Raw genomic sequence first — 23,106 nt, forward strand, 5'->3', positions numbered from 1 at the left:
GCGTGGCGGCAGAAGGTTGTTATTGGGTGGCTTTGGCTAGGGCAGCGTCTGCGATCTTCATCGCCGCCTGGGCCTCGGTGACATACGCGGGATCGAAACCACCGCACAGGTGGATGGTTGCTTGGCAAGCGCGAAGGTTCTCGCGGGTGAGCTTCAGCGCCGCGACCAACTCTTCAGCCAGCGCACGCTCTTCACGGCCTACGTCCCAGAAGCGCTGGCCCCAGTGACCAACCGGCGGCGGGTTACGGTTCTGCGCGCCGAAGGCCATCGCCCCAACAATCGAATCGCAGAGGTCGCGCTTGTAGGCGTTGTCGCCGTCGATACTCAGGCCGCGCCGGCGAAGGGTCGAAACCACTTCATTGAGGTCCAGGCCCTTGTTCTGCAGGACTATGTCGAGTTCTGGCTTTTCGGGGGGGTAGAGGGCCAGGCAGATTTTGGCGCCGGGCGGCAGGCTGGTGCTGATCTGCTCCAGTGCATGGCTGGCTGTTTTGTGGAAGCGGTTTAATGCGGACATAGGGAATCCTCGCCCGCCGTTCACCGGCAGGCTGTTGAGTTGCAAGGTTTTGGTTGGCAGCGAGACGAATTCAGCGGGGACGCTGAGGGTGGCTATCAGGGATTAGCTGATATACGAGGAAGGCCCGCTCGAATAAGGTTCCGTAGTTCGCCCTGCCAGCTGTTTCAGAGAAATGCTGAGTGGCCGCAACTGGTCAGGGTGGGCTTACTTCTTTAGCGTTGCCCTTATAGCAGTACACGTAGGCGAACCAGGCGGCTTGCATTCCAAGCGGGCGCCAGGCGATAGTCGCCGCCTCGATGCCGCTGCAAACGCTTCCGTATGAGATCACTCGGACGCCCCTTAAAAATGGAGATGAACATGAGTTTGGTAAGCCTGATGAATGCTTCGGCTTTGAGCTGTTTATTCGCGTTTCTTTCAGCACTTGCTTGGACTCGCTCGGCAACCGTCCGCGTGCCCTACAGCCTGCGGGACCATGAGGGCGAACCAGTTCAGGCCCCGAGCCTGGGGCTCGATGAAAGGGGGAGGTTCAATGCGCAAGAAACAATGCGAAAACAAGCAAACTGGAACCGTTACGCTGCTGGATTTGGGGCAGCTGCGGCGATGTGCCAAATGATCGTTACATTTCCGCTGTAATCAATCGCCACAGAAGCAAGCGATTGCCTCGTCATGGTCGGCGAACATGTCGAATTGGGTGTCGGAGTAGTCGAGCATCTGCTGGTAGCTGGGACGGTCACTGCGAAAGCGGGCGCCGTCGCCGGTGAACTTGCCGCCGGACACGACTGAGCTTTCCATGCGAGCCCACCATTCGGCCTTGGGCCTGTCACTGGCGATGATGGAATAGACCTGCTTGGCACCCTTCAAGAAACAAAGGTCGCAGTTTCCTTCCAGCGTCCTGCCGTTAATCGTCGGCAGCATCAGGTCGAATGGTTGGCCAGCCCAGAAGTCGGTAATGTCCTGAACGCCGGCATCGGCCAACGGCATCACCATGGTTGCCCACTTGCTTTCACTCGTACTTTTGCGGTGGCGGATCTTCACGATACGCCGCGGCTCATCGGCACGGATGCCGGTCATCATGTCTACCGGTGCTTCCTCGGTCGAAAGACCCAAGCTGCGCAGATATTTGTGGATGATCCGGATCTTGAGGTCGATGGTGCAGAACCTGGTCACTGGGTTGGGCAAATACTTGCGCTTGCGGATCAGTGCTTCGAATGGTTCGCCTTGGCGGCTGGCACAGGCGAAGTCCACCACATCAAAGCCAGTTTCGTTGTCACGGAACTCAAGCCAGACGATCGGCACCGACCAGTGCTCGGCACACTCCTGTACAAACTCCAGAGTGGCTGGGTGTTCCTTGCCGGTGTTGGCGAAGGTGACGATCAGATCGCTCAGGTCATCGTTGTTTTCCAGCACCTGGCGCAGCATGTAGGCGCTGGTGCGACCGCCGGGATTAGTTGACCACTACACTACATCCACACATGTCGACTCAATTAGCAAACGACATTAGGGAATTCTCCTCGCAGCCAAAACACAAAGCAGAACTTGAGGATACTGTTCTGCGCATGCGGACCGAGGCCACCCAGGATTTACTTGAAGTCGTATGTGATAGCTATTACCGAGATGCAAAGGAACGGGAGTAGTCCGCAGCTTCTTTCGCATCGGGGTGTGATCTGGCCGGGGCTCAACCGGCATTCGGCGGAAGGGGTAGCCCTATAGGCAACCGGTTGGCTCATCCGCTGCCCGAGACTAACTCTCAGATCACACCCCGATGCGCTCTCATAGAGAGGATCGGGCAGTTAACGACAGGCTGTCGTGGCGCTGGTTGGTCTTACCCGTGGGTGATTGACAGATCACTGATTACGCAGATCGAAGCGTCCTCAGGATCAGTGGTTTCGGAATAATCGACTTGGTTGTAGACGCCGCCGTGGAAGGCGAGAGTTTTAGTGTCCCAAGTGTTGTCGAGACGCATAATTGCGGAAGTAGATTTCACGCCGTTACAGCTTGCCGAAACTGATACAGCGCCGCTGGAGTTGGCGTGAATGTTGATTTTGAAAAGCGCGCCGAGCGGTACGTTTTCCAGCACTGTCGAATTCACGGGATCGTCTTGCAGGTAGCTCGATCGGAACCCCATGATGATTTTTCCCTTGTTCCAGAACACCTTCACAGGTGGTCGCTCTGAGTCCTTTACATGAATTTGAGCGATCACAACCTTCTGCAGCGAGTTGACCTTTGTTACTCGCATCTCTTGTCGGTTCCAGTGGTCTGCTGCGCTGGAAAACAACCAGTAACCTGGCTCCTTCCATTCGCAGCGAGTTCGCTTCGTACTCTTACTCGAAGCTCCGAGCGTGGGCGCCGTCATCTGCAGTGAGCCATCGGGAAGCATCGAGATAACTTCCGGACACTCGAGTAGCACACCTGAAAATGCCTCAGCGTTAGATGCAGTGCACCCAGCGAAGGCCCGGGATAAGCTGACTCGGCGCATCCAGCTCTTCCGGTGTCCGTATCAGACCACGGGTTTCGGCCAGCTAAATAGCCCGCGTCCTAGTCATGTACCACCGTAGATCGTGCGGTCAGTCCCAACATTCTGAGATGTTGAAACTTGCACCAGGATCGGATCGTGTACAGTTGGCGGTTGATTACGCTCGCTCGAACGCCGTCCGGCGTGCTTACGGTGGAAAGCTTGGCTAAAGTCGCTCATCTTAGAGAGCGACAATTCAGCCTCGTCTTCTATTCGGAAACCGGCCTGTCGCCTGCCAAAGCTGTAGAGAAGCTACAACTTGAGACAGCCGGGAATACGGTGGAGCGAGGAAATCATCGCCAGGGACATGGGTTGCCGTGACAGGCGCCATTTACGGGTGGTATTCATCCGTAAGCTGGGTCTTTCTCCGCAATCTTTGAGGCGAGAGCCCAGGGAAGTTGTTTGTGAGTGAATATGGGATGCGATCTTCATTCCGTGAATCGACGCCGGCACTTTCTGGTACCTGCTCAATGAAGTGGAGGGCCAGCGTCGCACCTACGCAAAATGGAACCCCTACGGCCATGCCTCAACGGCATGCGTTGAGATGCATCTACCCATGCCTGCATTGTTCAGCTCAAAACGTCTGTCCCAAGGAAAACTGAAACACCTGTGTATCAGCATTTTCGGGTGTGCGCACCGGGAATGCCACGTTAGCGCTCAATGGCCCCAACGGGCTATACCAAGTAACCCCAACCCCTACCGAACTGGCCATCTGGTCGAGGTCGACCCCGTCGCAACCCTGGGTGGTGCTCAGGTAGCATTTGTTGGAGTAGACGCTGCCAACGTCCCAGAACACCGAAGTGCGCACGGATTTGTTGTCTTTGATGAAGGGCATCGGAAACAGGTATTCAACGCCGCCGGTGATGAGGATGTTACCGCCCAGTGCTTCGGTGTCCCGGTCGGAATAATACGCCTGCCCAGCGCTGGCATAGGTGCCAGTGGCCGGAGTGTTGCGCGGGCCGAGGGTGCCGCTTTTGAAACCGCGCACCGAACCTTCGCCTCCGGCGGTGTAGTTTTCATAGAACGGCAGGCCTTCTGTCGAGCCATAGCTGTTGCCGTAGCCGATCTTGGTATGGAACCGCAGCGAGGTGGCGTCGGTGACCGAGAAGAAGGCTTGCCCGGTGTAGTCGAGCTTGTAGAAATTCAGGTCGCTGCCGGGCACTGTCATCATCAGGTTCAGGTTTTGCGAATGGCCGCGGGTGGCCAGTACGCTGCGGTTCAGGGTCGACTCCGACCAACCGATGTTAGCCTTGAGGTTGTTGAATTCTTTGCCTTCGCGTTCGATGAAGTCATAGATCTCATCGGCGCTGTAGGTGCCTGCTTCGATGCTGTCATGTTGCACCGTCACGCCGAAGCTCAGTCGTGAGGTTTCATTGATCGGGTAGCCGACTGTTGTTCCGGCGCCATAGCTATTGATGGAATAGTACGAATAATCGTCATCGTAATATTCGTTGTAGTCAGTGGCGTTGTAGAACAGGTTGTAGCCTAGGCTCACTCCGTCCGGCGTAAAGTAGGGGTTGGTAAAACCGAAGTTGTACTTGCTTTGGTAAGACGAGCGGGTCAGGCCCAGGCTGGCGTAATTGCCGGTGCCGAGGAAGTTGTTCTGGGTGATCGAACCGCCGAGGATGAGGCCGGAGCTCTGGGAGAAGCCAACGCTGGCGGTGATCGAACCGGACGCCTGTTCTTCGACGCTATAGTTCACATCGACCTGGTCATCGACGCTCGCTACCGCCGGGGTCTCGACGTTGACTTCCTTGAAGAAACCCAGGCGTTCCAGACGGGTCTTGGACTGGTCGATCAGGTAGGTCGAAGCCCAGCCACCTTCTATCTGGCGCATCTCACGGCGCAGAACCTTATCGTCAGTCTTGGTGTTGCCCCGGAAGTTGATGCGGTTGACGTAGGCACGCTTGCCCGGATCCACGGCGAAGGTGACGTCGACGGTGTGATCGTCATTGTGCGGGGTCGGCACGGCGTTGACGTTGGCGAAGGTGTAACCCTCGTTACCCAGACGACGGGTGATCAAGTCCGAGGTAGTGGTCATGACTTTGCGCGAGAACACCTGGCCTTTTTGAACCAGCAGCAGCGACCTGACCTGGTCTTCCGGCACTTTCAGGTCGCCGCTGAGCTTGACGTCACGAACGGCGTACTTCTCGCCTTCGTTGATGTTGACGGTGATGTAGACATGCTTTTTGTCCGGGGTGATGGACACCTGGGTCGACGCGATATCCATGTTGATATAGCCGCGATCCAGATAGTAGGAGCGCAGACGCTCCAGGTCACCGGAGAGTTTTTCACGGGCGTACTTGTCATCGTTCTTGAAGAACGACAGCCAGTTGCTGGTCTTGAGGGTGAATTGGTCGGTCAATTCCTCTTCGGCGAAGACGGTATTGCCCACCACGTTGATGTGCTGGATCGCCGCTACGGAGCCTTCGTCTATCTTGATTTTCAGACCCACGCGATTACGCGGTTGCGGCACCACTTCGGCGTCGACCGACGCCGAGTATCGCCCTTGAGCGACGTACTGACGCAGCAGCTCGTTACGCACACCTTCGAGGGTGGCGCGCTGGAAAATCTCGCCTTCGGCCAGACCGGACTGTTTGAGGCCCTTCATCAGGTCTTCAGTGGAAATCGCCTTGTTGCCTTCAATCTCGATACTCGCGACCGAGGGGCGCTCGACGACCGTGATGACCAGGACATTACCCTCGTGCCCCAGTTGGATATCCTGAAAGAAACCGGTCTTGAACAGCGCACGGGTGGACTCCACCAGGCGACGCTCATCCGCGTCATCACCGACGTTCAACGGCAAGGCACCGAACACACTGCCTGCGGAAACGCGTTGAAGGCCGTCAATGCGAATATCGGAAATTTTGAAGCCTTGGGCGTGCGCAAGTGTGGCATTGAGCAGCAGTGCAGCCGAGCAGAGCAGGCGCGAAAAATTCATCAAGATCTTATCCAGAACACATCGACAAGCAGCGTAGGCGGGCGCGGTTAACTCACAGCAAGAGGCGTTACCGCGGAGCGAGCAGGCTGGTGGAGGTGAAGCATAAAAGCTCGGTGCGTTTGGTGCGGTTAACCAAGTGTCAAGTTAGGTAAAGGTTGGCACGGGGCGATGACGGTATGCAGTGCAAGGGCGATAATGCGTCGACACCCACTCCAGAGCTCCCCATGATCTGCGTATTGCTAGTCGACGATGACCAGGAACTGACTGAAATGCTCAGCCAATACCTGGAACGTGAAGGCTTTGAGGTGACAGCCGTGCACACGGGCGAGGAGGGCGAGGTTCAAGCGCTTTCCGGGCGCTACAGCATTGTGGTGCTGGACGTGATGCTGCCGCGGCTGTCGGGTATCAAGGTGCTCAGGCGCATTCGGGCCGCCAGCCAGGTACCGGTGGTTTTGCTCACGGCCCGTGGCGACAACATTGACAAGATCACAGGCCTGGAACTGGGCGCCGATGACTATGTGCCCAAGCCCAGCTCGCCGGGTGAACTGGTGGCGCGTTTGAGGGCGATCATGCGCAGGGTGCAGCCGGCGGATCAGTCGACCACGGAAGTGATCAGGACTGGCCCTCTGGTCTTGTGGCCCGGCAAGCGCCAGGCCCTCTGGCAGGGTCGCGAGCTGGGGGTGACCAGCACCGAGTTCAGCTTGCTCGAAGAACTGGCCCGATGTGCTGGACAGGTGGTGAGCAAACAGGATCTGTCACTCAATGCCTTGGGGTGTCCCTTGACCCGCTACGACCGGCGCATCGACGTGCACATCAGCAGCATTCGCCAAAAGCTGGGCCCGCGTCCCGACACCAAGGCCTGGATTCAGAGCGTGCGTGGCCTCGGTTACCTGTTGATCGCCGAATGATGAAACCCAGCCGGCTGTTCTGGAAACTGTTCCTGGCTTTTTGGCTCGCCACCAGCCTGACGTTTTTTGTCGGGCTGGGCATGCTGGTGCTGGGCAGTTTCAAGCCCGGAGATCCTCATCTGGAAGCGATCCTTGCCAGCGAAGAACAGCTGCTGCAACAGTTTGGTGTCGAGTCGGGCCGGCAGTTGCTGATGGTGTGGGAGCGTCCCGATGACCAGGCCATAGGCGTGTACGACAGTGCCGGCCAACTGCTGGCGGGATCGCCGGTTCCACGACCGGCCTATGAGCGATCGATCATCAGCAAGGACGGTATTACGCTGTTGCTAAGGTCCACGCATTCCCCCGGCCGGGAAGGTGACCAAAGGCCGGGGCGCCTGACGCCATTGATCATCGGCACGGTGATGAGTGCACTGTTCAGCTGTTATCTGGCGTATTACCTGGCGTGGCCTCTGGTCTACCTCAGGCGGGCGATGAGCGACGTGGCTCAGGGGCGCTTCGAAACCCGGGTCAAGCCGATGATGGGTGGGCGCCGCGATGAAATCGTCGATCTGGCTGAGGACTGCGACCGAATGGCCAACCAGCTGAAGCTGCTGGTGGAGGCTCAGCAACACCTGTTGCACGACATCTCTCACGAACTGCGCTCACCGTTGACGCGAATGCAAGCGGCCATCGGGCTGTTACAGCAAGATCCTGCACGCCAGGAAATGGTGGAGCGCATCGAGCGTGAGTTGGTGCGCATGGACACGCTGATCGAGGCGTTGTTGACCCTGGCGCGCTTGCAGGGCCGCCCGGGAAGTATCGAGCGTGAGCCGCTCGATATCATCGAATTGCTGACGGTGATTGTCGAGGACGCTCAATTCGAGGCGGGGATGAAAGGTTGCCGGGTCAGCCTTCAGACTTGCCCGGCCTTTGTCAGTCGTGTCAGTGGCGAGCTGTTGTATCGGTGTTTCGAGAACGTCATCCGAAACGCAGTGCGCTATACCAGGCCGAACACGACTGTTGTTGTATTGGCTGAGGTCAATCTCGACGCAAGTTGCCTTAGGGTGAGGATCACCGATCAGGGGCCGGGTGTTGAAAACGAGCGACTGCAGAGCATTTTCCACCCGTTCGAGCGCGGTATGACCGAGGCCAGTGCCGGTTTCGGTCTGGGCCTGGCGATCGCCGCCAGGGCCGTGGAAATGCACGGTGGCACGATCGTGTTGCGTAACGAGCCATCCTGTGGGCTGACCGTGGAAATCAGCCTGCCCGGTCTGGCCCGATCTTTACACGAAATTACATTGGCTTGACGGCCCTGTACGCACCACCTCAGTAGACTTTCCGCTCAAACTTACTCAGCGTTTGCTGATGTTTTAGCGTGGAGGTGATCATGTTTCTGGTTCATAAAAAGGGTTTCGTTTCCGGCAAGAAAATGGTCGACGGGCTGGTGCCCTATGACTTCTTTTGCGAAGACAATCCGGCCATCAACCTGTTTGTATTCACGGGCTCCGCCGCCCAAGGCAACACGGTCGAGGAACAAACACTCTGGGGCTTTACCCGTCTGGAGCGTTTTGAGGCACTGACCGGCACCCTCGTGTCGAACAAAAAGAATGAAGGCTGGTTTCAAACGGTCAATGTACTCACTGGCCCTGCCCAGAACGGTACTCAGAGTGTGAAGTTTCAGCGGGTGTTGAAAATCATCAGGCATGTGGGTGCATCGGGCCGTGTCACCAGCAAGGTCGACTACGAGATCCAGACAGATGAAGGCGACACCTACTTCACCCGCCGCCCTGCTACGTCCGACAGCGCGCAAACCATCATCTACGCGGCGGACTAATAACGTCTATCTCAACGACGCTTCAAGCGTCGGCGAGCTGAAACCGATAACCCACCCCATACAACGATTCGATCGGATGCTCTCCCGGGCAGGCCTGTTCGAGCTTGCGCCGCAGATTACGGATATGGCTGTCGACCGTGCGGTCGGTGACCACCCGGTGATCGGAGTAGATCCTGTCGAGCAACTGATCCCGGGAAAACACCCGTCCCGCAGAGCGGGCGAGGGTGCTGAGCAGGCGCAGTTCCAAGGGCGTCAGGTCCAGTGCGATGCCGTCGAGGGACGCCTGGTACTGCTCTTCGTCAATGTGCAGGCGTGGAGTTGCAGACGTCAGGAAATGCGGGCTGCGCCGCAGGATGGCCTTGACTCTGGCAACCACTTCGCGCGGGCTGAAAGGTTTGCAGATGTAGTCGTCGGCTCCCAGGTCCAGGCCCAGCAGGCGGTCCAACTCTTCGACGCGGGCGGTGATCATGATGATCGGCACGGCGCTGAACCCGCGCAGGTCTTGGCAGACTTTCATACCGTCACGCCCGGGCAGCATCAGGTCGAGCAAAATCAGGCGCGGTGCCTGGTCGCGCACCGTCGGCACCACCTGCAAACCGTTGTCCAGGCACAGGGTCGGGTAACCCGCAGCCACCAGATAATCCTGCATCAATGCAGCCAGCTTGGGTTCGTCTTCAACGATCAGAATCGGGCTGTCGTGGGGCATGGTTCAGATATTCCGTGGCAGGCGCAGGGTCAGCCAGAGGCCGCCGAGTGGGGAGTGAGCGGCACTGAGGCTGCCGCCGTGGGCGAGGGCGATGCTGTGACAAATCGCCAGGCCCAGGCCGGTACCTCCACTGGCGCGGTTGCGCGATGACTCGCCGCGATAGAAGCGCTCGAACAGGCGCGGCAGCTGCTCGGCCGAAACGCCAGGTCCGGAGTCGAGAAACTCAATGCACACATCCGCGCGGTCCAGCACGGCGCGGATGCGTATGAGCCCGTTCGGGTCGGTGTAGCGCACGGCGTTTTCCAGCAGGTTGGAAAACAATTGCTGCAAGCGATTGGCATCGGCCAACAGTTCCAGGGGCTGCGACGGCAGATCCAGTTCGACACGCAGGTGCCGGGCGTTCAAGCGCTCCTGGAACATCGATACGCAGGTTTGCAGCACTTGATCCAGTGTGCACGAGTTCTTGCGGTAGGTCAGCGCACCAACATCCGCCAAGGACAGCTCATAGAGGTCATCGACCAGTTTGCTGAGCATGCTGACCTCACCTTGCAAAGACTTCATCGACCCTTGGTTCAAGGTGCGTACGCCATCCTCGATGGCCTCCAGCTCGCCGCGCAACACCGACAGCGGGGTGCGCAGTTCGTGGGACACATCAGCCATGAATTCGCGACGCATCTGTTCATTGCGCTCCAGGGTGTAGGCGAGTTGGTTGAAGTCACGGGCCAATTGACCCACTTCGTCATTGGAGGCCACCGCCACCCGGCTGCTGTAGTCGCCGCTGGCCAGGCGGTGGGTCGCCGCGGCCACCCGTTTGACCGGCTCCAGCAGCGTGCGGGCGATCCACCAGGCAATCAGCATCGCCAGCAGTAGCGAAAAGGCGCCCATGACCAGGCTGGTGCGTAACTGGTATTGCTGGAACCGATCGCCGCCGGCTTCGGTCACGCTCTGGAACGGGGTCACGGCCAGCCAACCCACGGTTTCATCGGCGACTACAATCGGGCGTAACAGGGCGTCGTCGCCGATATCCGGGTAGCCGTTCACGCGTTTTTTGTGTTTATCCAACAAGGCGATGCGAAACAGGGCGCCCGTCAGGTCCGAGGCCATGGGGGTGCGTAAGTCGTTCTTCGCCGGATCTTCGCCGAGTTCGGGCCGCATGATGTCGAACCAGCGATCCGGCTGGTTGCGCAGAAATTCCCAATTACCCTCGCGCGCGTAGGCACTGGCCAGACGCGGTAACACTGGCGCCATACGGTCCAACGCCTGCTCATTGAGATAGCCGAGAAAGCCCCGGCCAAAACTCCAGCTCGTCGCCAAGCCCATGCTCAGGATGACCAGCAGCACGCTGGACAGTACCGCAATAAACAGCTTGGTGGAGATACTCAACTTCATGGAGATGGGCCGTTAGGAATGGATTGGACCATTTAGGCCCTGGCGTAGAAAAGATTCAACCCAGCCGGGCAATCTTCAATTTTCCTGCACATTTGCCTCGCAGGATGGCGCTGACTCAAGCCATCCCGTCTTGCAGAGGCAGCTATGTCGACGAAAATAATTACCAAACTCCTGGTAACCGCCGCGGTTCTCCTGTCCTTGATCATTCTGGTCATTCTGGGCGGCTGCTCCGGCGGCGAGCCGGCACTTGAAGCGGTCCCCCCCAAAGTCTCGGTGATCAGCATAAAACCCCAGAGCCAAGTGCTGACCACCGAGCTTGCGGGGCGCACTCAGGCCTTTATGGTGGCGCAGATCCGTCCGCAAGTCGGCGGCATCGTGCAGCGGCGTTTGTTTGTCGAGGGGGCGGATGTCAAGGTCGGGCAGGCGCTGTATCAATTGGATGCGGCGTCCTATACGGCCGCGCTGGCGCAGTCCCAGGCGAGCCTGGCCAAGTACCGCGCCACGCTTAAATCAGCGCAGGCCACCGCCAAGCGCGATACCGAACTGGTGAAGATCAATGCCATCAGTCAGCAAGATAACGAGGACGCCCAAGCGACCTTGCTGACCGCCGCCGCCGACGTGCAGGTCGCCGAGGCCGAAGTCCAAACCGCGCGGATCAACCTGGCTTACACGCGTATTACCTCTCCGGTCAGCGGGCGTATTGAAACCTCCACGGTGACCCCAGGGGCGCTGGTGGTGGCCAATCAGGACAGCGCATTGACCACGGTGCAGCAACTCGATCCGATCTATGTGGACGTTACCCAATCGACCACGGAACTGCTGCGGCTCAAGCGTGACTTGGCCAGCGGCGTGTTGCAGTCCAACGGCGATGGCGAGGCATCGATCAGCCTGAAGCTGGACGACGGCACCACCTACAACCAGCCGGGGCGGCTCAAGGTCAGCGGTATCAGCGTCAACGAGGGCACGGGCACCGTGACCCTGCGCGCTGTCTTCGCCAACCCCGATCACCTGCTGCTGCCGGGCATGTATGTGCGCGCGGTGCTGGAACAGGCGCGCAATGACCAGGCCATTGTGATTCCGCAAAAAGCGGTAAACCGTAGCGCCAGCGGTGTGACCACGGCGTTGCTGGTGGTCGACGGCAAGGTCGAACAACGTGAGCTGACCCTCGATCGCGCGATAGGTAATCAATGGTGGGTCACTTCGGGCCTGAAGGCAGGTGATCAGTTGATCGTCGAGGGCGGACAAAAAGTCCGTGCCGGCGCCGCCGTGCAAGTGCAGGACGCCAATGCTCAAGCTGCCACACCGTCCACTCCAGTGAAGGAGGGTTGAGCGTGGCGCGTTTTTTTATTGATCGACCGATTTTCGCCTGGGTCATCGCCATCGTGATCATGCTCGGTGGCAGCCTGTCCATCAGCCAGTTGCCGCTGGAGCAATACCCGGACATCGCGCCGCCCACGGTGAAGATTTCCGCCACTTACACCGGGGCTTCGGCCAAGACCGTGGAAGACTCGGTGACCCAGGTCATCGAACAGCAGATGAAAGGCCTGGATAACCTGACCTACATGTCCGCCACCAGCAGTTCGGCGGGCAGTGCCAGCATCAGTCTGACCTTTACCGCCGGCACCGACCCGGATGTGGCCCAGATGCAGGTGCAGAACAAGCTGCAACAAGCCGAGTCGAGACTGCCGCAATCGGTACAGAGCGAAGGCCTGACCGTGACCAAGGGCGGTTCGGACTTCTTGATGATTGTCGCCCTGGCGTCGGATGACCCCAGCGTGACCGGCACCCAGATCGGCGACTACATTTCCACCACCTTGCTGGACTCCATCAGCCGCATAGACGGCGTTGGCGATGTGCAGACCCTGGGATCAGGCTACGCCATGCGAATCTGGCTGGCCCCGGCCCTGCTGGAAAAATACGCGCTGATGCCGTCAGACATCAGCAGTGCCCTGGAAGCGCAGAACACCGAAGTCTCCGCTGGCCAGCTCGGTGGCTTGCCGGCGATCAAGGGGCAGCAGTTGAACGCCACGATCAGCGCCCGCAGCAAACTGCAGACGGTCGACGAGTTTCGCAACGTGGTGGTCAAGTCCAACAGCGACGGCGCCGTCGTGCTGCTGGGCGATGTCGCGACCTTGGAATTGGGCAGTGAAAGCTACGACATCAGCACCGCCCTCAACGGCAAGCCCGCCGCTGCCATGGGTGTGCAGTTGGCGGCAGGCGCCAATGCGCTGAACGTCGGCAAGGCGGTCAAGGCCAAGCTCAAAGAGATGGAGCCGTTCTACCCGAGCGAAATGCAACTTAAAAACGTGATTGCCTACGACACCACGCCGTTTGTCAGCCTGTCCATCGAGGAAGTGGTCAAAGCCTTGGGCGAGGCCATCGTGCTGGTGGTGTTGATCATGTTTCTGTTCCTGCAAAACCTGCGCGCGACGCTGATCCCGGCGATTACCGTGCCGGTGGTGCTGCTGGGCACGTTCGGTGTGCTGGCGATGTTTGGCTACTCGATCAACACCTTGACGATGTTTGCCATGGTCCTGGCGATCGGCTTGCTGGTGGACGACGCCATTGTCGTGGTGGAAAACGTCGAGCGGCTGATGGGCGAGGGGTTATCGCCCGTGGCGGCCACGCGTCAATCGATGGGGGAAATCAGCAGCGCGCTGGTGGGCATCACCCTGGTGCTGAGCGCGGTGTTTATCCCCATGGCGTTTTTCGGGGGTTCCACCGGGATTATCTATCGGCAGTTTTCCGTGACCATCGTTTCGGCCATGGTCCTGTCGGTGTTGGTGGCGATGACCCTGACACCCGCGCTGTGCGCCTCGTTGCTCAAAAACCGCGACGGCCAGGGGCATGGTGCCCAGCACGGGTTCTTCGGCTGGTTCAACCGCACCTTCGAGCGTGCCAGCGCCGGTTATGAGCGCTGGGTCGGGGTGGTGCTGCGGCATTGGGTACGCAGCCTGCTGCTCTATGGCGTGGTGCTGGTGATCATGGCGGTGGGCTACATGAGCCTGGCCACTTCATTCCTGCCGGACGAAGACCAAGGGATCCTCCTGGCACAGATCCAGTTGCCCGTGGGCGCGACCGACAGCCGTACACAGGCGGTGATCAAGCAATTCGAGGACTACATCCTCAAACAGCCCGAAGTCGAAGCGATGATCAGCATCAGCGGGTTGGGCATGGGGGGGAACAGCCAGAACACTGCGCGGGCGTTTATCCGCCTCAAGGATTGGGATGAGCGCGGTGGCCGCGGCCAGAGTGCGGCCGCGATTGCCCAGCGAGCGACCATGGCACTGGCCAGCATTGGCGATGCCGACGCGTTCGTCATGCAACCGCCGACCGTACGCGGTCTGGGCCAGAGCTCGGGGTTCGACTTGCAACTCAAGGACCTCGGTGGCCTGGGCCATGATGCGCTGGTGGCGGCCCGCGAACAGTTTCTTGAGCTGGCCAGAAAAGATCCACGCTTGCTGGGAGTGCGCAGCAACGGCCTGGACGATGCGCCGCAGCTCAAGGTCAGCATCGACGACCGCAAGGCTGGCGCCCTGAGCCTGAGTACCAGCGATATCAACACCACGTTGTCGACGGCGTTGGGCGGTACGTACGTGAATGACTTTCTCAACCAGGGCCGGGTGAAAAAAGTCTATGTGCAGGGCCAGGCATCCGCGCGCATGCAGGCCGCCGACCTGGATCATTGGTTTGTGCGCAACAGCAACAATGAAATGGTGCCGTTCTCATCGTTTGCCAGCAGCACCTGGAGTTACGGCTCACCGTTACTGGAGCGCTACAACGGTAACGCCTCGCTGGAAATCGTCGGTGACCCCGCGCCAGGCGTGAGTGCCGGTGACGCGATGAATGCCGTGGAGGCCATCGTCCGGCAATTGCCCCAGGGCATCGGCTACGAATGGACCGGGCAGTCCTATCAATTGCGGCTGTCCGGGTCCCAGGCCCCGATGCTCTATGCCATCTCTGTCTTGTTTGTATTCCTGTGCCTGGCCGCGCTCTACGAGAGTTGGTCGGTGCCGTTCTCGGTGATTCTGGTGGTGCCCCTGGGGGTGATCGGTGCCGTGCTGGCGACCCGCGTCGCCGGGTTGAGCAACGACGTGTATTTCCAGGTGGGGCTGTTGACCACCGTGGGGCTGGCCGCGAAGAACGCGATCCTGATCGTGGAGTTCGCCAAGCACCTGCAAGAGCAGGGCAACAGCGTGATCGACGCGACGCTGATCGCGGTGCGCCAACGCTTGCGGCCGATCCTGATGACGTCCCTGGCCTTCATGTTCGGCGTGCTGCCGCTGGCCTTGAGCACCGGCGCAGGCTCCGCCGGGCGCCAGGCCATCGGTACGGGCGTGCTGGGCGGCATGTTCAGCGCCACGGTGCTGGGGATCTTCTTGGTCCCGCTGTTTTTTGTGCTGATCCGCCGCCGTTTTGGCGGCGAGCGCAGCGCTAACCAATCTGCCCCGACAGGTGATGCATGATCAAGTCACACTGGCCTTTGCTGGCCGCCATGGTCCTGGGGGGCTGCGTCAATCTGGCGCCCCAGTATGAGCGTCCTGAAGCACCCGTCTCCGGCCAATGGCTGCCGGTGGCCAACCTGCCGAAAGGGCAGGTGGGTGCTGATGTGAAATGGCAACAGTTCTTCACCGACAGCCGCCTGGCGCAGTTGCAGGCGTTGGCGCTGGCCAATAACCGCGACTTGCGCCTGGCCAGCCTGAACGTTGAAAAAGCGCAGGCGCAATACCGCATCAAGCGCGCGGACCTGTTTCCCACCATCGATGCGAGCGTCAGCGGCACCCATAGCCGCACGCCTGGGTCGCTGTCCAACTCCGGTACGGCGGTCACCAGCCACGATTACAGCGCGCAATTGGGCCTGAGCAGTTATGAACTGGACGTGTTTGGCCGGGTCCGCAACCTTCGCGACGAAGCGCTGGAAAACTACCTGGCGCTGACGGAAACCCGACGCAGCACGCAAATCAGCCTGGTGGCCGAAGTGGCCACCGCCTGGCTGACCCTGGCCGCCGACAACGAACGGCTATTGCTGGCCCAGGAAACCCTGACCAGCCAATTGGCCACCTACGACCTGACCCAGCGCAGCTATGCCCTGGGCGGTTCCTCCGCGCTGTCCGTGGCGCAAGCCCAGACTACCGTCGAGTCGGCGCGCGGCGACGTGGCGTCCTACGAGAGCCAGATTCTGCAGGACCGCAATGCCTTGCGCCTGTTGGTCGGCAGTGACCTTCCCGAAGCGCTCCTGCCGGGCACGCACTTGGAATCGGCGGCGGTGCTGGTGGACATACCGGCGGGTTTGCCTTCGAGCCTGTTGCAACAACGCCCGGATGTGCTGTCGGCGGAACACACGCTCAAGTCGGCCAATATCGACATCGGCGCGGCCCGTGCGGCGTTCTACCCCAGCATCAGCCTGACCGCCAACGCTGGCTCGTCCAGTACGGCGTTGGCCGGCCTGTTCAAATCCGGCAGCGGTGCCTGGACCTTTGCACCGAGCATCAGCGTGCCGATTTTCGATGGCGGGAGTAACCGCGCGACCTTGGATTCGGCCAAGGTCGAGCGCGATATCCAGATACAGACGTATCAGCAGACCCTGCAGACCGCGTTCCGCGAAGTGGCCGACGCACTGGCTGTGCGCAGCACCCTGGATCGTCGTATCGCCGCACAACAGGCACTGACCGACGCCAGCCGCAAAAGCTTCGAACTCTCGGATGCGTTGTATCGGGGCGGGTCCAAAAGCTACCTGGAAGCCTTGGATGCGCAGCGCTCGCTCTACAGCGCTCAACAGGACCTGATCACCCTGCGCCTGACCGAGCAGAGTAATCGCATCACGTTGTACAAAGTGTTGGGGGGCGGTTGGAATTGACCGCCCATGGGAAATGGCTCTGCCACCTGCACACAGTCTCGCAGCGATGGAACGACGTGCGCGCACCAAACCGGCTTACTTCATTCAATGGGAAATCAACATGTGTGCCTATCGTTCCACGTTAAGCCGTTGCGTCCAGGTACTGACCTGCGCCGGTTTCATCACGCTTTCACCCCTTGCCTGGGCGAATTCCGACGCAGATCCGTGGGAAGGTATTAACCGACCTATCTTTTCATTCAATGACACGTTGGATACGTATGCACTGAAGCCACTCGCCCAAGGCTATCAATTTGTCACCCCCCGCATTGCTCAAGACGGTATTCATAACGTTTTCAACAATCTGGGGGAGGTCAAAAATCTGGCTAATAATTTACTTCAAGCAAAGTTTCATAGTGCCGGGGTTGATACGAGCCGCTTTTTACTTAACAGCACGGTAGGCCTTGTGGGGTTGATCGACATCGCGACGCCTATGGGGCTGCGGCGCAGTGATGAAGATTTCGGTCAGACCCTCGGTCACTGGGGTGTAAATAGTGGTCCTTATCTTGTACTGCCACTCTTGGGGCCAAGCACACTTCGCGATGCGCCAGCCGTCCTGCCCGATGCCTACGCCAACCCGGTTCGCTACATCGGCGATGTCCCCACGCGCAACAGCCTGTACGGCGTGGGCCTGATCGACGGACGCGCTCAATATATAAAATCCGAAAAGCTCATCACCGGCGATAAGTACAACTTTATCCGCAGTGTTTATCTGCAAAGCCGAGAGTTCAAGATCAGGGCTGGAAACGTAGAGGATGACTTTTGATAAGTGCGTTTCGACCTTGGGATGAAGATACCCGTTGATACGATCAACAGCACCTGATCACCCTGCGACTGACCGAGCAGGGTAACTGTGTGACGTTGTGCAGCGCGTTATCCAGCAGCCCGGCCAAGTGGTTGTTGAGCAACGGATCTTGATGGTAAGCGTCGCTAACAAGGTGCATCAGCATGCGCTCCAGCCCGTTACGGCCGCTCAGGTGCATGTCGCAGGTCTGCGTCAGCTGCCCGGCGTCGCCCTGGGATAGCGGGAGTTTTCATGAACAGGACGCTTTGCGTCTGCACGGATATATTTTCGACACTTTCTAGCAATATTCGCAAATGCCGCATTAGCTAGAGTAGTTCACCGAAACTCGACAACGCCGGGGCCAACGATGACTCCATGACCAGCCTCAGATTCAGCTCAATTGATAGATTGATAGATTGATAGATTGATAAAGGTCACACCATGTGCGGCGGTTAACTGGCAATATTTATTAAATAGATTGACCAAGGTATTCACAGACAGAGTTTGAAAGCGCGCGATCGCAGCTCGGCAGGTGCGTGTTCGCGGCCTTATCGATGTTTTACTCCCGCGCCGCACGTCTAAGGAACTGATCGTGATGACCATCCCGAGTAACGATGCGAAAGCTTCCAGGCGGCGTATTTCCGCCAGAGTTCTTCTCATCCTTGTCATTGTTATGGCAGCCGGCGTCGGCGGCGCTTGGTATTGGTGGCAGAGTCAGCATGGCAAAGTGCCCGAGGGGCTTGTGTCAGGGAATGGGCGCATCGAATCCGACCAGGTCGACATCGCCGCGAAGTTGGCCGGGCGCATCCGGGAGGTCTTGGTCCAGGAAGGCGATCTCGTCACCGCGGGGCAAGTACTGGCGCGCATCGATACGACGGAGTTGCAGGCCCAGCGTGCCAAATATGTTGCCGACGTGGCTTCAGAGGACGCCTCGATGCTTGAAGCGAAAGCGACCGTCACTCAGCGGCAGGCAGAACTGGCCCTCAAGAAAGCCAATCTTCGCCGGGCTCTTAAGCTTGTTGAAACAGGGGCGATCAGCCAGGAGGACCGCGATCAGGCACAGAGCGACCATGATTCCGCGCGCGCCGTCCTTGACGCTGCGCAGAGGATCGTGACAGCGCGCGAACGGTCGGTTACGGCCGCGCAAGCTCTGGTCGATCAGATCGACGCCCAGATCGCCGATACTATCCTTCTGGCGCCGGTGCGGGGCCGCGTTCTCTATCGACTGGCCAATCCCGGAGAAGTCCTTTCGGCGGGCGGCAAGGTCCTGACGATTATTAATCTGTCGGAAATTTATATGGAGATCTACCTTCCCTCCGAACAGGCCATGCGCCTACCCATCGGGTCGCAAGCGCGAATTCAGTTCGACGGTACCGACTTCGCCGTCCCGGCCAAAGTGAGCTTTGTCTCTCCAGAGGCTCAATTCACACCCAAGCAGGTCGAAACGCGCAGTGAGCGCGACAAACTGATGTTCCGGATCAAGCTGCGCATACCGCCAAGTCTCGTCGAGCGTCACATCGAACAGGTGAAAACGGGCGCCCGTGGCATCGGCTATGTGCGCCTTGATCCGAATCCGCCCAAGTGGCCGGATAACCTGCAAAAGCGCCTCCAGGATGATCCTGTTGATGCGGGAGATTGACGATGGTGGCTTGCGTCCCGATCGCCAAGGTTCGCGGCGCGACCCATGTCTATGGCGAGGTCTGCGCGCTCGACGATGTGTCGCTCGAACTGCCGAGCGGTCGGATGACGGGCGTCATCGGTCCTGATGGAGCCGGCAAGTCCACGCTTCTCGGCCTGATCGCCGGTGCGCGCAAGCTGCAGACCGGCTTGGTCGAGGTGCTCGACGGTAGCATGGACAATGCACGGCATCGCCGTTCCGTCTGCACGCGCATTGCCTATATGCCGCAAGGACTCGGCAAGAATCTTTATCAGGAAATCAGCGTCCGCGAGAACCTGGCCTTCTTCGGAGCGCTCTTCGGTCTGTCCGCGTCAGAGTGTGACGCACGCACGCGCCGCTTGGCGGCCGCCACCGGCCTGCTGCCCTTTCTTGACCGGCCTGCCGGAAAGTTGTCGGGCGGCATGAAGCAAAAACTCGGTCTGTGCTGCGCGCTCATTCACGACCCCGATCTTCTTATTCTCGACGAGCCAACGACAGGGGTCGATCCGCTGTCGCGCCGACAGTTCTGGAATCTCATCGGCGATCTGCGGCGCGAGCGGCCGACGATGAGTGTTGTCGTTTCCACCGCCTATATGGACGAGGCGAGCTATTGTGATTGGCTCATCGTGATGGATCACGCAAAAGTGCTCGCCTGTGGCACGGCGGATGAGTTGCGCGCGAAGACCGGCGAGCAAACCCTGGAAGCTGTCTTTGTCGCCCTGCAGCCAGGACAAAAATCGAAGTCTCAGCGCCTCGTCATTGCACCACGCATACCGAGCACGGAGGCTCCGGTCATTGTCGCGAAGAATTTGACATGCCGTTTCGGCAGTTTTACCGCAGTCGATCGCGTCAGCTTCGCCATCGAGCGCGGAGAAATTTTTGGCTTCCTCGGCTCGAACGGCTGCGGCAAGACCACGACCATGAAGATGCTGACCGGGCTGCTGGCGCCGAGCGAGGGAGAGGCCCAGGTATGCGGAAAGCCGGTCGATGCCAACGACCTGTCGATCCGCCAGCGCGTCGGCTTCATGTCGCAATCGTTCTCACTCTATGGCGAACTCACCGTACAGCAGAATCTCCTTCTTCATGCCCGTCTTTTTCATCTGGCCGCAGACCACATTAAGGACCGCATAGCCAAACTCCTGGTCGATGTCGGTCTTGTCGATTATGTCGACGCTGAAGCCAATTCGCTGCCGCTCGGGGTGCGGCAACGCCTTTCTCTGGCCGTGGCGATCGTGCACGATCCCGAGCTGTTGATCCTGGATGAGCCCACGTCGGGTGTCGATCCGCAGGCACGCGACGAGTTTTGGCGCCTGCTCGGCGATCTCTCGCGAAGCCGCAATGTCACGATCTTCGTCTCCACGCATTTCATGAGCGAGGCGATGCGTTGCGACCGCATTTCATTGATGCATGCGGGGTGCGTCCTCGTCTGCGACACGCCGCAGAACGTCATCGCCTCCAAAGGCGGAGTGGATCTGGAAGAGGCGTTCATCGCCTATATCGAGGACGCCGAGACCTCTTCGTCCGCGCCCGAAGCGGCGACGCCCCAGGTGCAGATACTGCAAAAAGCCGAGGCTTCGTCGTCCGGCCGCTCAACCTTCATGCCGCTGCGACGCCTCCTCGCCTATGCCAAGTGCGAGACGCTGTCGCTTATGCGCGATCCGGTGCGACTGGTCTTCGCCTTCCTCGGCTCCTTCTTCATGTTGTTGATCTTCGGCTTCGGTGTCTCCAGCGACGTAACCAATCTCACCTACGCGGCGTTTGACCACGACAACACGCCGCAGAGCCGGGCCTATCTCGTCAATTACTCGAGTTCGCAATACTTCACCGAAAAGACGCCGATCCGTAGCGTCGATGAAATGCAGCAGCGCCTGAAGTCAAACGACATCACGCTTGCCATCGAGATTCCACCGGACTTCGGGCGCCTGGTAAAACGCGGCTCCGATTGGCAGGTAGCGGCCTGGATCGATGGCGCCAACACCTCGCGCGCCGCCACCATCGAGGGCTATGTCGAGCAGGCACACAATCTCTTCTCCGAGCAGCGAGATCGGGAGTCCAGCGTCCCGGCGGCCTCCAACCCGACGACCAGCCTTGAGGTCCGCTATCGTTACAACCCGACAGCCGAAAGCATCTATGCGATAGGGCCGGCCGTGCCGGCGATGCTGCTCATGATGTTTCTTGCCATTCTGATGGCTGTCAGCGTTGCCCGCGAAAAAGAGATCGGCACAATTACGAACTTTTACGCCACACCCACAACGCGGCTGGAGTTCCTGATCGGCAAGCAGTTGCCCTACGTCGGCGTCGGCATGATCAACTTCTTCATCATGACCGCGACCGTGCTGTTCCTCTTCAAGGTCCCGCTCAAGGGCGACATTCTCACCCTGGCGCTTGGCGCGCTTCTCTATGTGGCGGCGGCCACTGGCTACGGGCTTTTCATCTCGACCTTCACGTCGAGCCAAGTCGCAGCGGTGTTCGCCGGAGCGGTGCTGTCATTGCTGCCGACCATGCAATTCTCCGGCATGATGCAGCCCGTCTCGACGCTGGAGGGTGGTGCACGCCTCATGGGGTCGATCTGGCCCACGAGCTACTACATGCATATGAGCGTCGGCGCGTTCACCAAGGGGCTTGGCTTCAGCGACATGGCTACCGATCTGCTGACGCTGGCCCTGTTTTGTCCGACCTTCCTGCTGCTGTCCGCGCTGCTCTTGCGCAAACAGGAGAAATAACGTGCGCAGCCTCTCCAACATATTCTGGCTCGGCACCAAGGAGTTGCGCACCCTCTCGAAGGACCAGATGATGATCCTCTTCATCATCTGGTCCTTCGGCGTCAGCATCTATACGCAGTCGACCGGAGCCGGCGAGACCGTCAACAACGCCGCCGTGGCAATCGTTGACGAAGACAACTCCAGCCTCTCGCGATCGATTGCCGGACTTTTCTATCCCCCTTACTTCCAGACGGCCAAAACAATCGGCGCCGCCGATATCGATCGCGCTATGGACGAAGGTCTCTACACCTTCGTCGTCGTCATTCCTCCGCGCTTTGAAGCGGATGCGCGCAACGGGCGCAATATCAAAGTGCAAGTCAACGTGGACGCCACTGCGGTTCAGCAGGCGTCCTTGGGCGCCGGCTATATCCAGAACATGGTGACCGACAAAGTCAAGCGCTACCGACAAGAGGCGAAGCAAACCAACGGTCTCTCCTCCAACCTCGTCATCCGCCGCGCCTTTAATCCAAACGGCACGCAATCCTGGTTCCGCGCGATCGTCGGCCTTGCCGATCAGCTGTCGATGCTGATTATTATCCTGACCGGCGCGGCGCTTTTGCGCGAGCGGGAGCATGGCACGATTGAGCACCTGCTGGTGATGCCGCTGTCGGCCTTCGAGATTGCGCTCGCCAAGGTGTGGTCGAACGGGGTGGTGATAATCGTCGGCTTCATCTTCTCTCTTTTATTCGTGATCGAGGGGCTCCTCGACGTTCCGATCGCCGGCTCGCGCGGTCTCCTGGTGCTTGGAACCGTCATCTACGTCTTCGCCACGGCGGCGATCGGCATCTTCTTGGGCACGCTCGCCCGCACCATGGCACAGTTTGCCCTTTTGATGATGATGACGGTGATGCCGATGATGATGCTGTCGGGCGGTATGTCGCCGATCGAGAGTCAACCGCAATGGGTCCAGTACGTGACGTGGTTTTTCCCGTCACGGCACTATGTGAGCTTCACGCAGGCGATCGTTTATAGAGGTGCGGATCTCGGCATCGTCTGGAAAGAGTTCCTGACGGTCCTGGTGATGGGTATGACATTTCTCTCGGTGAGTTTGGTGCTGTTCCGACGGTCCGTTGCAAACTTGCGATAGGGCGATGCGCGTGATGAGCCTGGCACGCGCTTTCGCCGTGCGGCAGGCGCGCCAGTTCTTGCCGCGCCGCTTCAATCTCCCCAGTGTGGCGTCCGCGCTCCCTATCGATGTTGACCTCCGATCCGTCTTGGCGGCGAATC

The 23,106-nt window shown here is 59.3% G+C and carries 16 protein-coding genes and 2 pseudogenes; 11 read left to right on the forward strand and 7 right to left on the reverse strand.

Annotated features, from left to right (window positions below; genetic code table 11):
* Positions 1 to 19: 19 nt before the first annotated feature.
* Positions 20 to 514 carry a hypothetical protein gene (locus JQF37_RS21545; protein WP_130206933.1) on the reverse strand — a complete coding sequence of 165 codons (495 nt, stop codon included), beginning with the start codon at positions 512 to 514 and terminating at the stop codon, positions 20 to 22.
* A gap of 357 nt (positions 515 to 871) precedes the next feature.
* On the opposite strand from JQF37_RS21545, the gene JQF37_RS21550 reads away from it, so the two are divergent.
* On the forward strand, positions 872 to 1,147 hold the full coding sequence (locus JQF37_RS21550) for a hypothetical protein (RefSeq protein WP_130206931.1): 276 nt from the start codon (positions 872 to 874) through the stop codon (positions 1,145 to 1,147).
* On the opposite strand, the gene JQF37_RS21555 is transcribed toward JQF37_RS21550, so the two are convergent.
* The 3 genes and pseudogenes from JQF37_RS21555 to bamA form a co-directional block, all read right to left on the reverse strand.
* Positions 1,148 to 1,933: a Nin-like protein gene (locus JQF37_RS21555; RefSeq protein ID WP_223272672.1), complete on the reverse strand. Its 786-nt coding sequence runs from the start codon at positions 1,931 to 1,933 to the stop codon at positions 1,148 to 1,150.
* 403 nt (positions 1,934 to 2,336) lie between these two features.
* Positions 2,337 to 2,918: pseudogene (locus JQF37_RS21560) on the reverse strand (polysaccharide lyase family 7 protein); the annotation flags it as partial.
* Between the two features lie 682 nt (positions 2,919 to 3,600).
* Positions 3,601 to 5,967 carry an outer membrane protein assembly factor BamA gene (gene bamA, locus JQF37_RS21565; RefSeq protein ID WP_130206929.1) on the reverse strand — a complete coding sequence of 789 codons (2,367 nt, stop codon included), beginning with the start codon at positions 5,965 to 5,967 and terminating at the stop codon, positions 3,601 to 3,603.
* Positions 5,968 to 6,191: 224 nt separating this feature from the next.
* Here bamA and JQF37_RS21570 point away from each other — a divergent pair, with 224 nt between their 5' ends.
* The 3 genes from JQF37_RS21570 (at position 6,192) to JQF37_RS21580 (ending at position 8,688) form a co-directional block, all read left to right on the forward strand.
* Positions 6,192 to 6,875, forward strand: a complete 684-nt coding sequence (locus JQF37_RS21570) for a response regulator transcription factor (protein ID WP_130206927.1) — start codon at positions 6,192 to 6,194, stop codon at positions 6,873 to 6,875.
* A complete protein-coding gene (locus JQF37_RS21575) occupies positions 6,872 to 8,161 on the forward strand; it encodes an ATP-binding protein (RefSeq protein ID WP_130206925.1) in 1,290 nt (429 codons plus the stop codon). The genes JQF37_RS21570 and JQF37_RS21575 overlap by 4 nt, the downstream gene beginning before the upstream one ends.
* Positions 8,162 to 8,241: 80 nt before the next feature.
* Entirely contained in the window at positions 8,242 to 8,688 is a 447-nt protein-coding gene (locus JQF37_RS21580) for a hypothetical protein (protein WP_130206923.1), read from the forward strand.
* A 22-nt stretch (positions 8,689 to 8,710) separates the two neighbouring features.
* Here the strand turns inward: JQF37_RS21580 and JQF37_RS21585 are convergent, their stop codons facing one another.
* The gene (locus tag JQF37_RS21585) at positions 8,711 to 9,394 is read right to left on the reverse strand and encodes a response regulator (RefSeq protein WP_130206921.1); all 684 of its coding nucleotides are present in this window, start codon (positions 9,392 to 9,394) and stop codon (positions 8,711 to 8,713) included.
* Between the two features lie 3 nt (positions 9,395 to 9,397).
* Positions 9,398 to 10,783 (reverse strand): sensor histidine kinase efflux regulator BaeS, encoded by a 1,386-nt coding sequence (gene baeS, locus JQF37_RS21590; RefSeq protein WP_130206919.1) that lies wholly within the window; start codon positions 10,781 to 10,783, stop codon positions 9,398 to 9,400.
* 144 nt (positions 10,784 to 10,927) lie between these two features.
* On the opposite strand from baeS, the gene JQF37_RS21595 reads away from it, so the two are divergent.
* From JQF37_RS21595 to JQF37_RS21610, 4 genes are read left to right on the forward strand one after another with little or no spacing between them, the layout of a single operon-like run.
* Complete coding sequence (locus tag JQF37_RS21595; RefSeq protein ID WP_130206917.1) at positions 10,928 to 12,112, forward strand: efflux RND transporter periplasmic adaptor subunit; 1,185 nt, start codon at positions 10,928 to 10,930, stop codon at positions 12,110 to 12,112.
* A 2-nt stretch (positions 12,113 to 12,114) separates the two neighbouring features.
* The gene (locus tag JQF37_RS21600; protein WP_130206916.1) at positions 12,115 to 15,249 is read left to right on the forward strand and encodes an efflux RND transporter permease subunit; all 3,135 of its coding nucleotides are present in this window, start codon (positions 12,115 to 12,117) and stop codon (positions 15,247 to 15,249) included.
* On the forward strand, positions 15,246 to 16,640 hold the full coding sequence (locus tag JQF37_RS21605; RefSeq protein ID WP_189340396.1) for an efflux transporter outer membrane subunit: 1,395 nt from the start codon (positions 15,246 to 15,248) through the stop codon (positions 16,638 to 16,640). The genes JQF37_RS21600 and JQF37_RS21605 overlap by 4 nt, the downstream gene beginning before the upstream one ends.
* Positions 16,641 to 16,686: 46 nt before the next feature.
* Positions 16,687 to 17,442 (forward strand): VacJ family lipoprotein, encoded by a 756-nt coding sequence (locus tag JQF37_RS21610; RefSeq protein WP_130206914.1) that lies wholly within the window; start codon positions 16,687 to 16,689, stop codon positions 17,440 to 17,442.
* A gap of 127 nt (positions 17,443 to 17,569) precedes the next feature.
* Here JQF37_RS21610 and JQF37_RS31470 read toward each other — a convergent pair.
* Positions 17,570 to 17,707: pseudogene (locus JQF37_RS31470) on the reverse strand (AraC family transcriptional regulator); the annotation flags it as partial.
* A gap of 348 nt (positions 17,708 to 18,055) precedes the next feature.
* Here JQF37_RS31470 and JQF37_RS21615 point away from each other — a divergent pair.
* From JQF37_RS21615 to JQF37_RS21625, 3 genes are read left to right on the forward strand one after another with little or no spacing between them, the layout of a single operon-like run.
* The gene (locus JQF37_RS21615; RefSeq protein WP_130207046.1) at positions 18,056 to 19,099 is read left to right on the forward strand and encodes an efflux RND transporter periplasmic adaptor subunit; all 1,044 of its coding nucleotides are present in this window, start codon (positions 18,056 to 18,058) and stop codon (positions 19,097 to 19,099) included.
* Between the two features lie 2 nt (positions 19,100 to 19,101).
* Positions 19,102 to 21,840, forward strand: a complete 2,739-nt coding sequence (gene rbbA / locus JQF37_RS21620) for a ribosome-associated ATPase/putative transporter RbbA (protein WP_204149761.1) — start codon at positions 19,102 to 19,104, stop codon at positions 21,838 to 21,840.
* A 1-nt stretch (position 21,841) separates the two neighbouring features.
* Complete coding sequence (locus JQF37_RS21625) at positions 21,842 to 22,966, forward strand: ABC transporter permease (RefSeq protein ID WP_130206910.1); 1,125 nt, start codon at positions 21,842 to 21,844, stop codon at positions 22,964 to 22,966.
* The last annotated feature ends 140 nt before the right edge of the window (positions 22,967 to 23,106 follow it).

Origin of the sequence: Pseudomonas sp. MIL9 (genome assembly GCF_016887925.1) — a bacterium.
Taxonomy (GTDB): Bacteria; Pseudomonadota; Gammaproteobacteria; order Pseudomonadales; family Pseudomonadaceae; genus Aquipseudomonas; species Aquipseudomonas mohnii.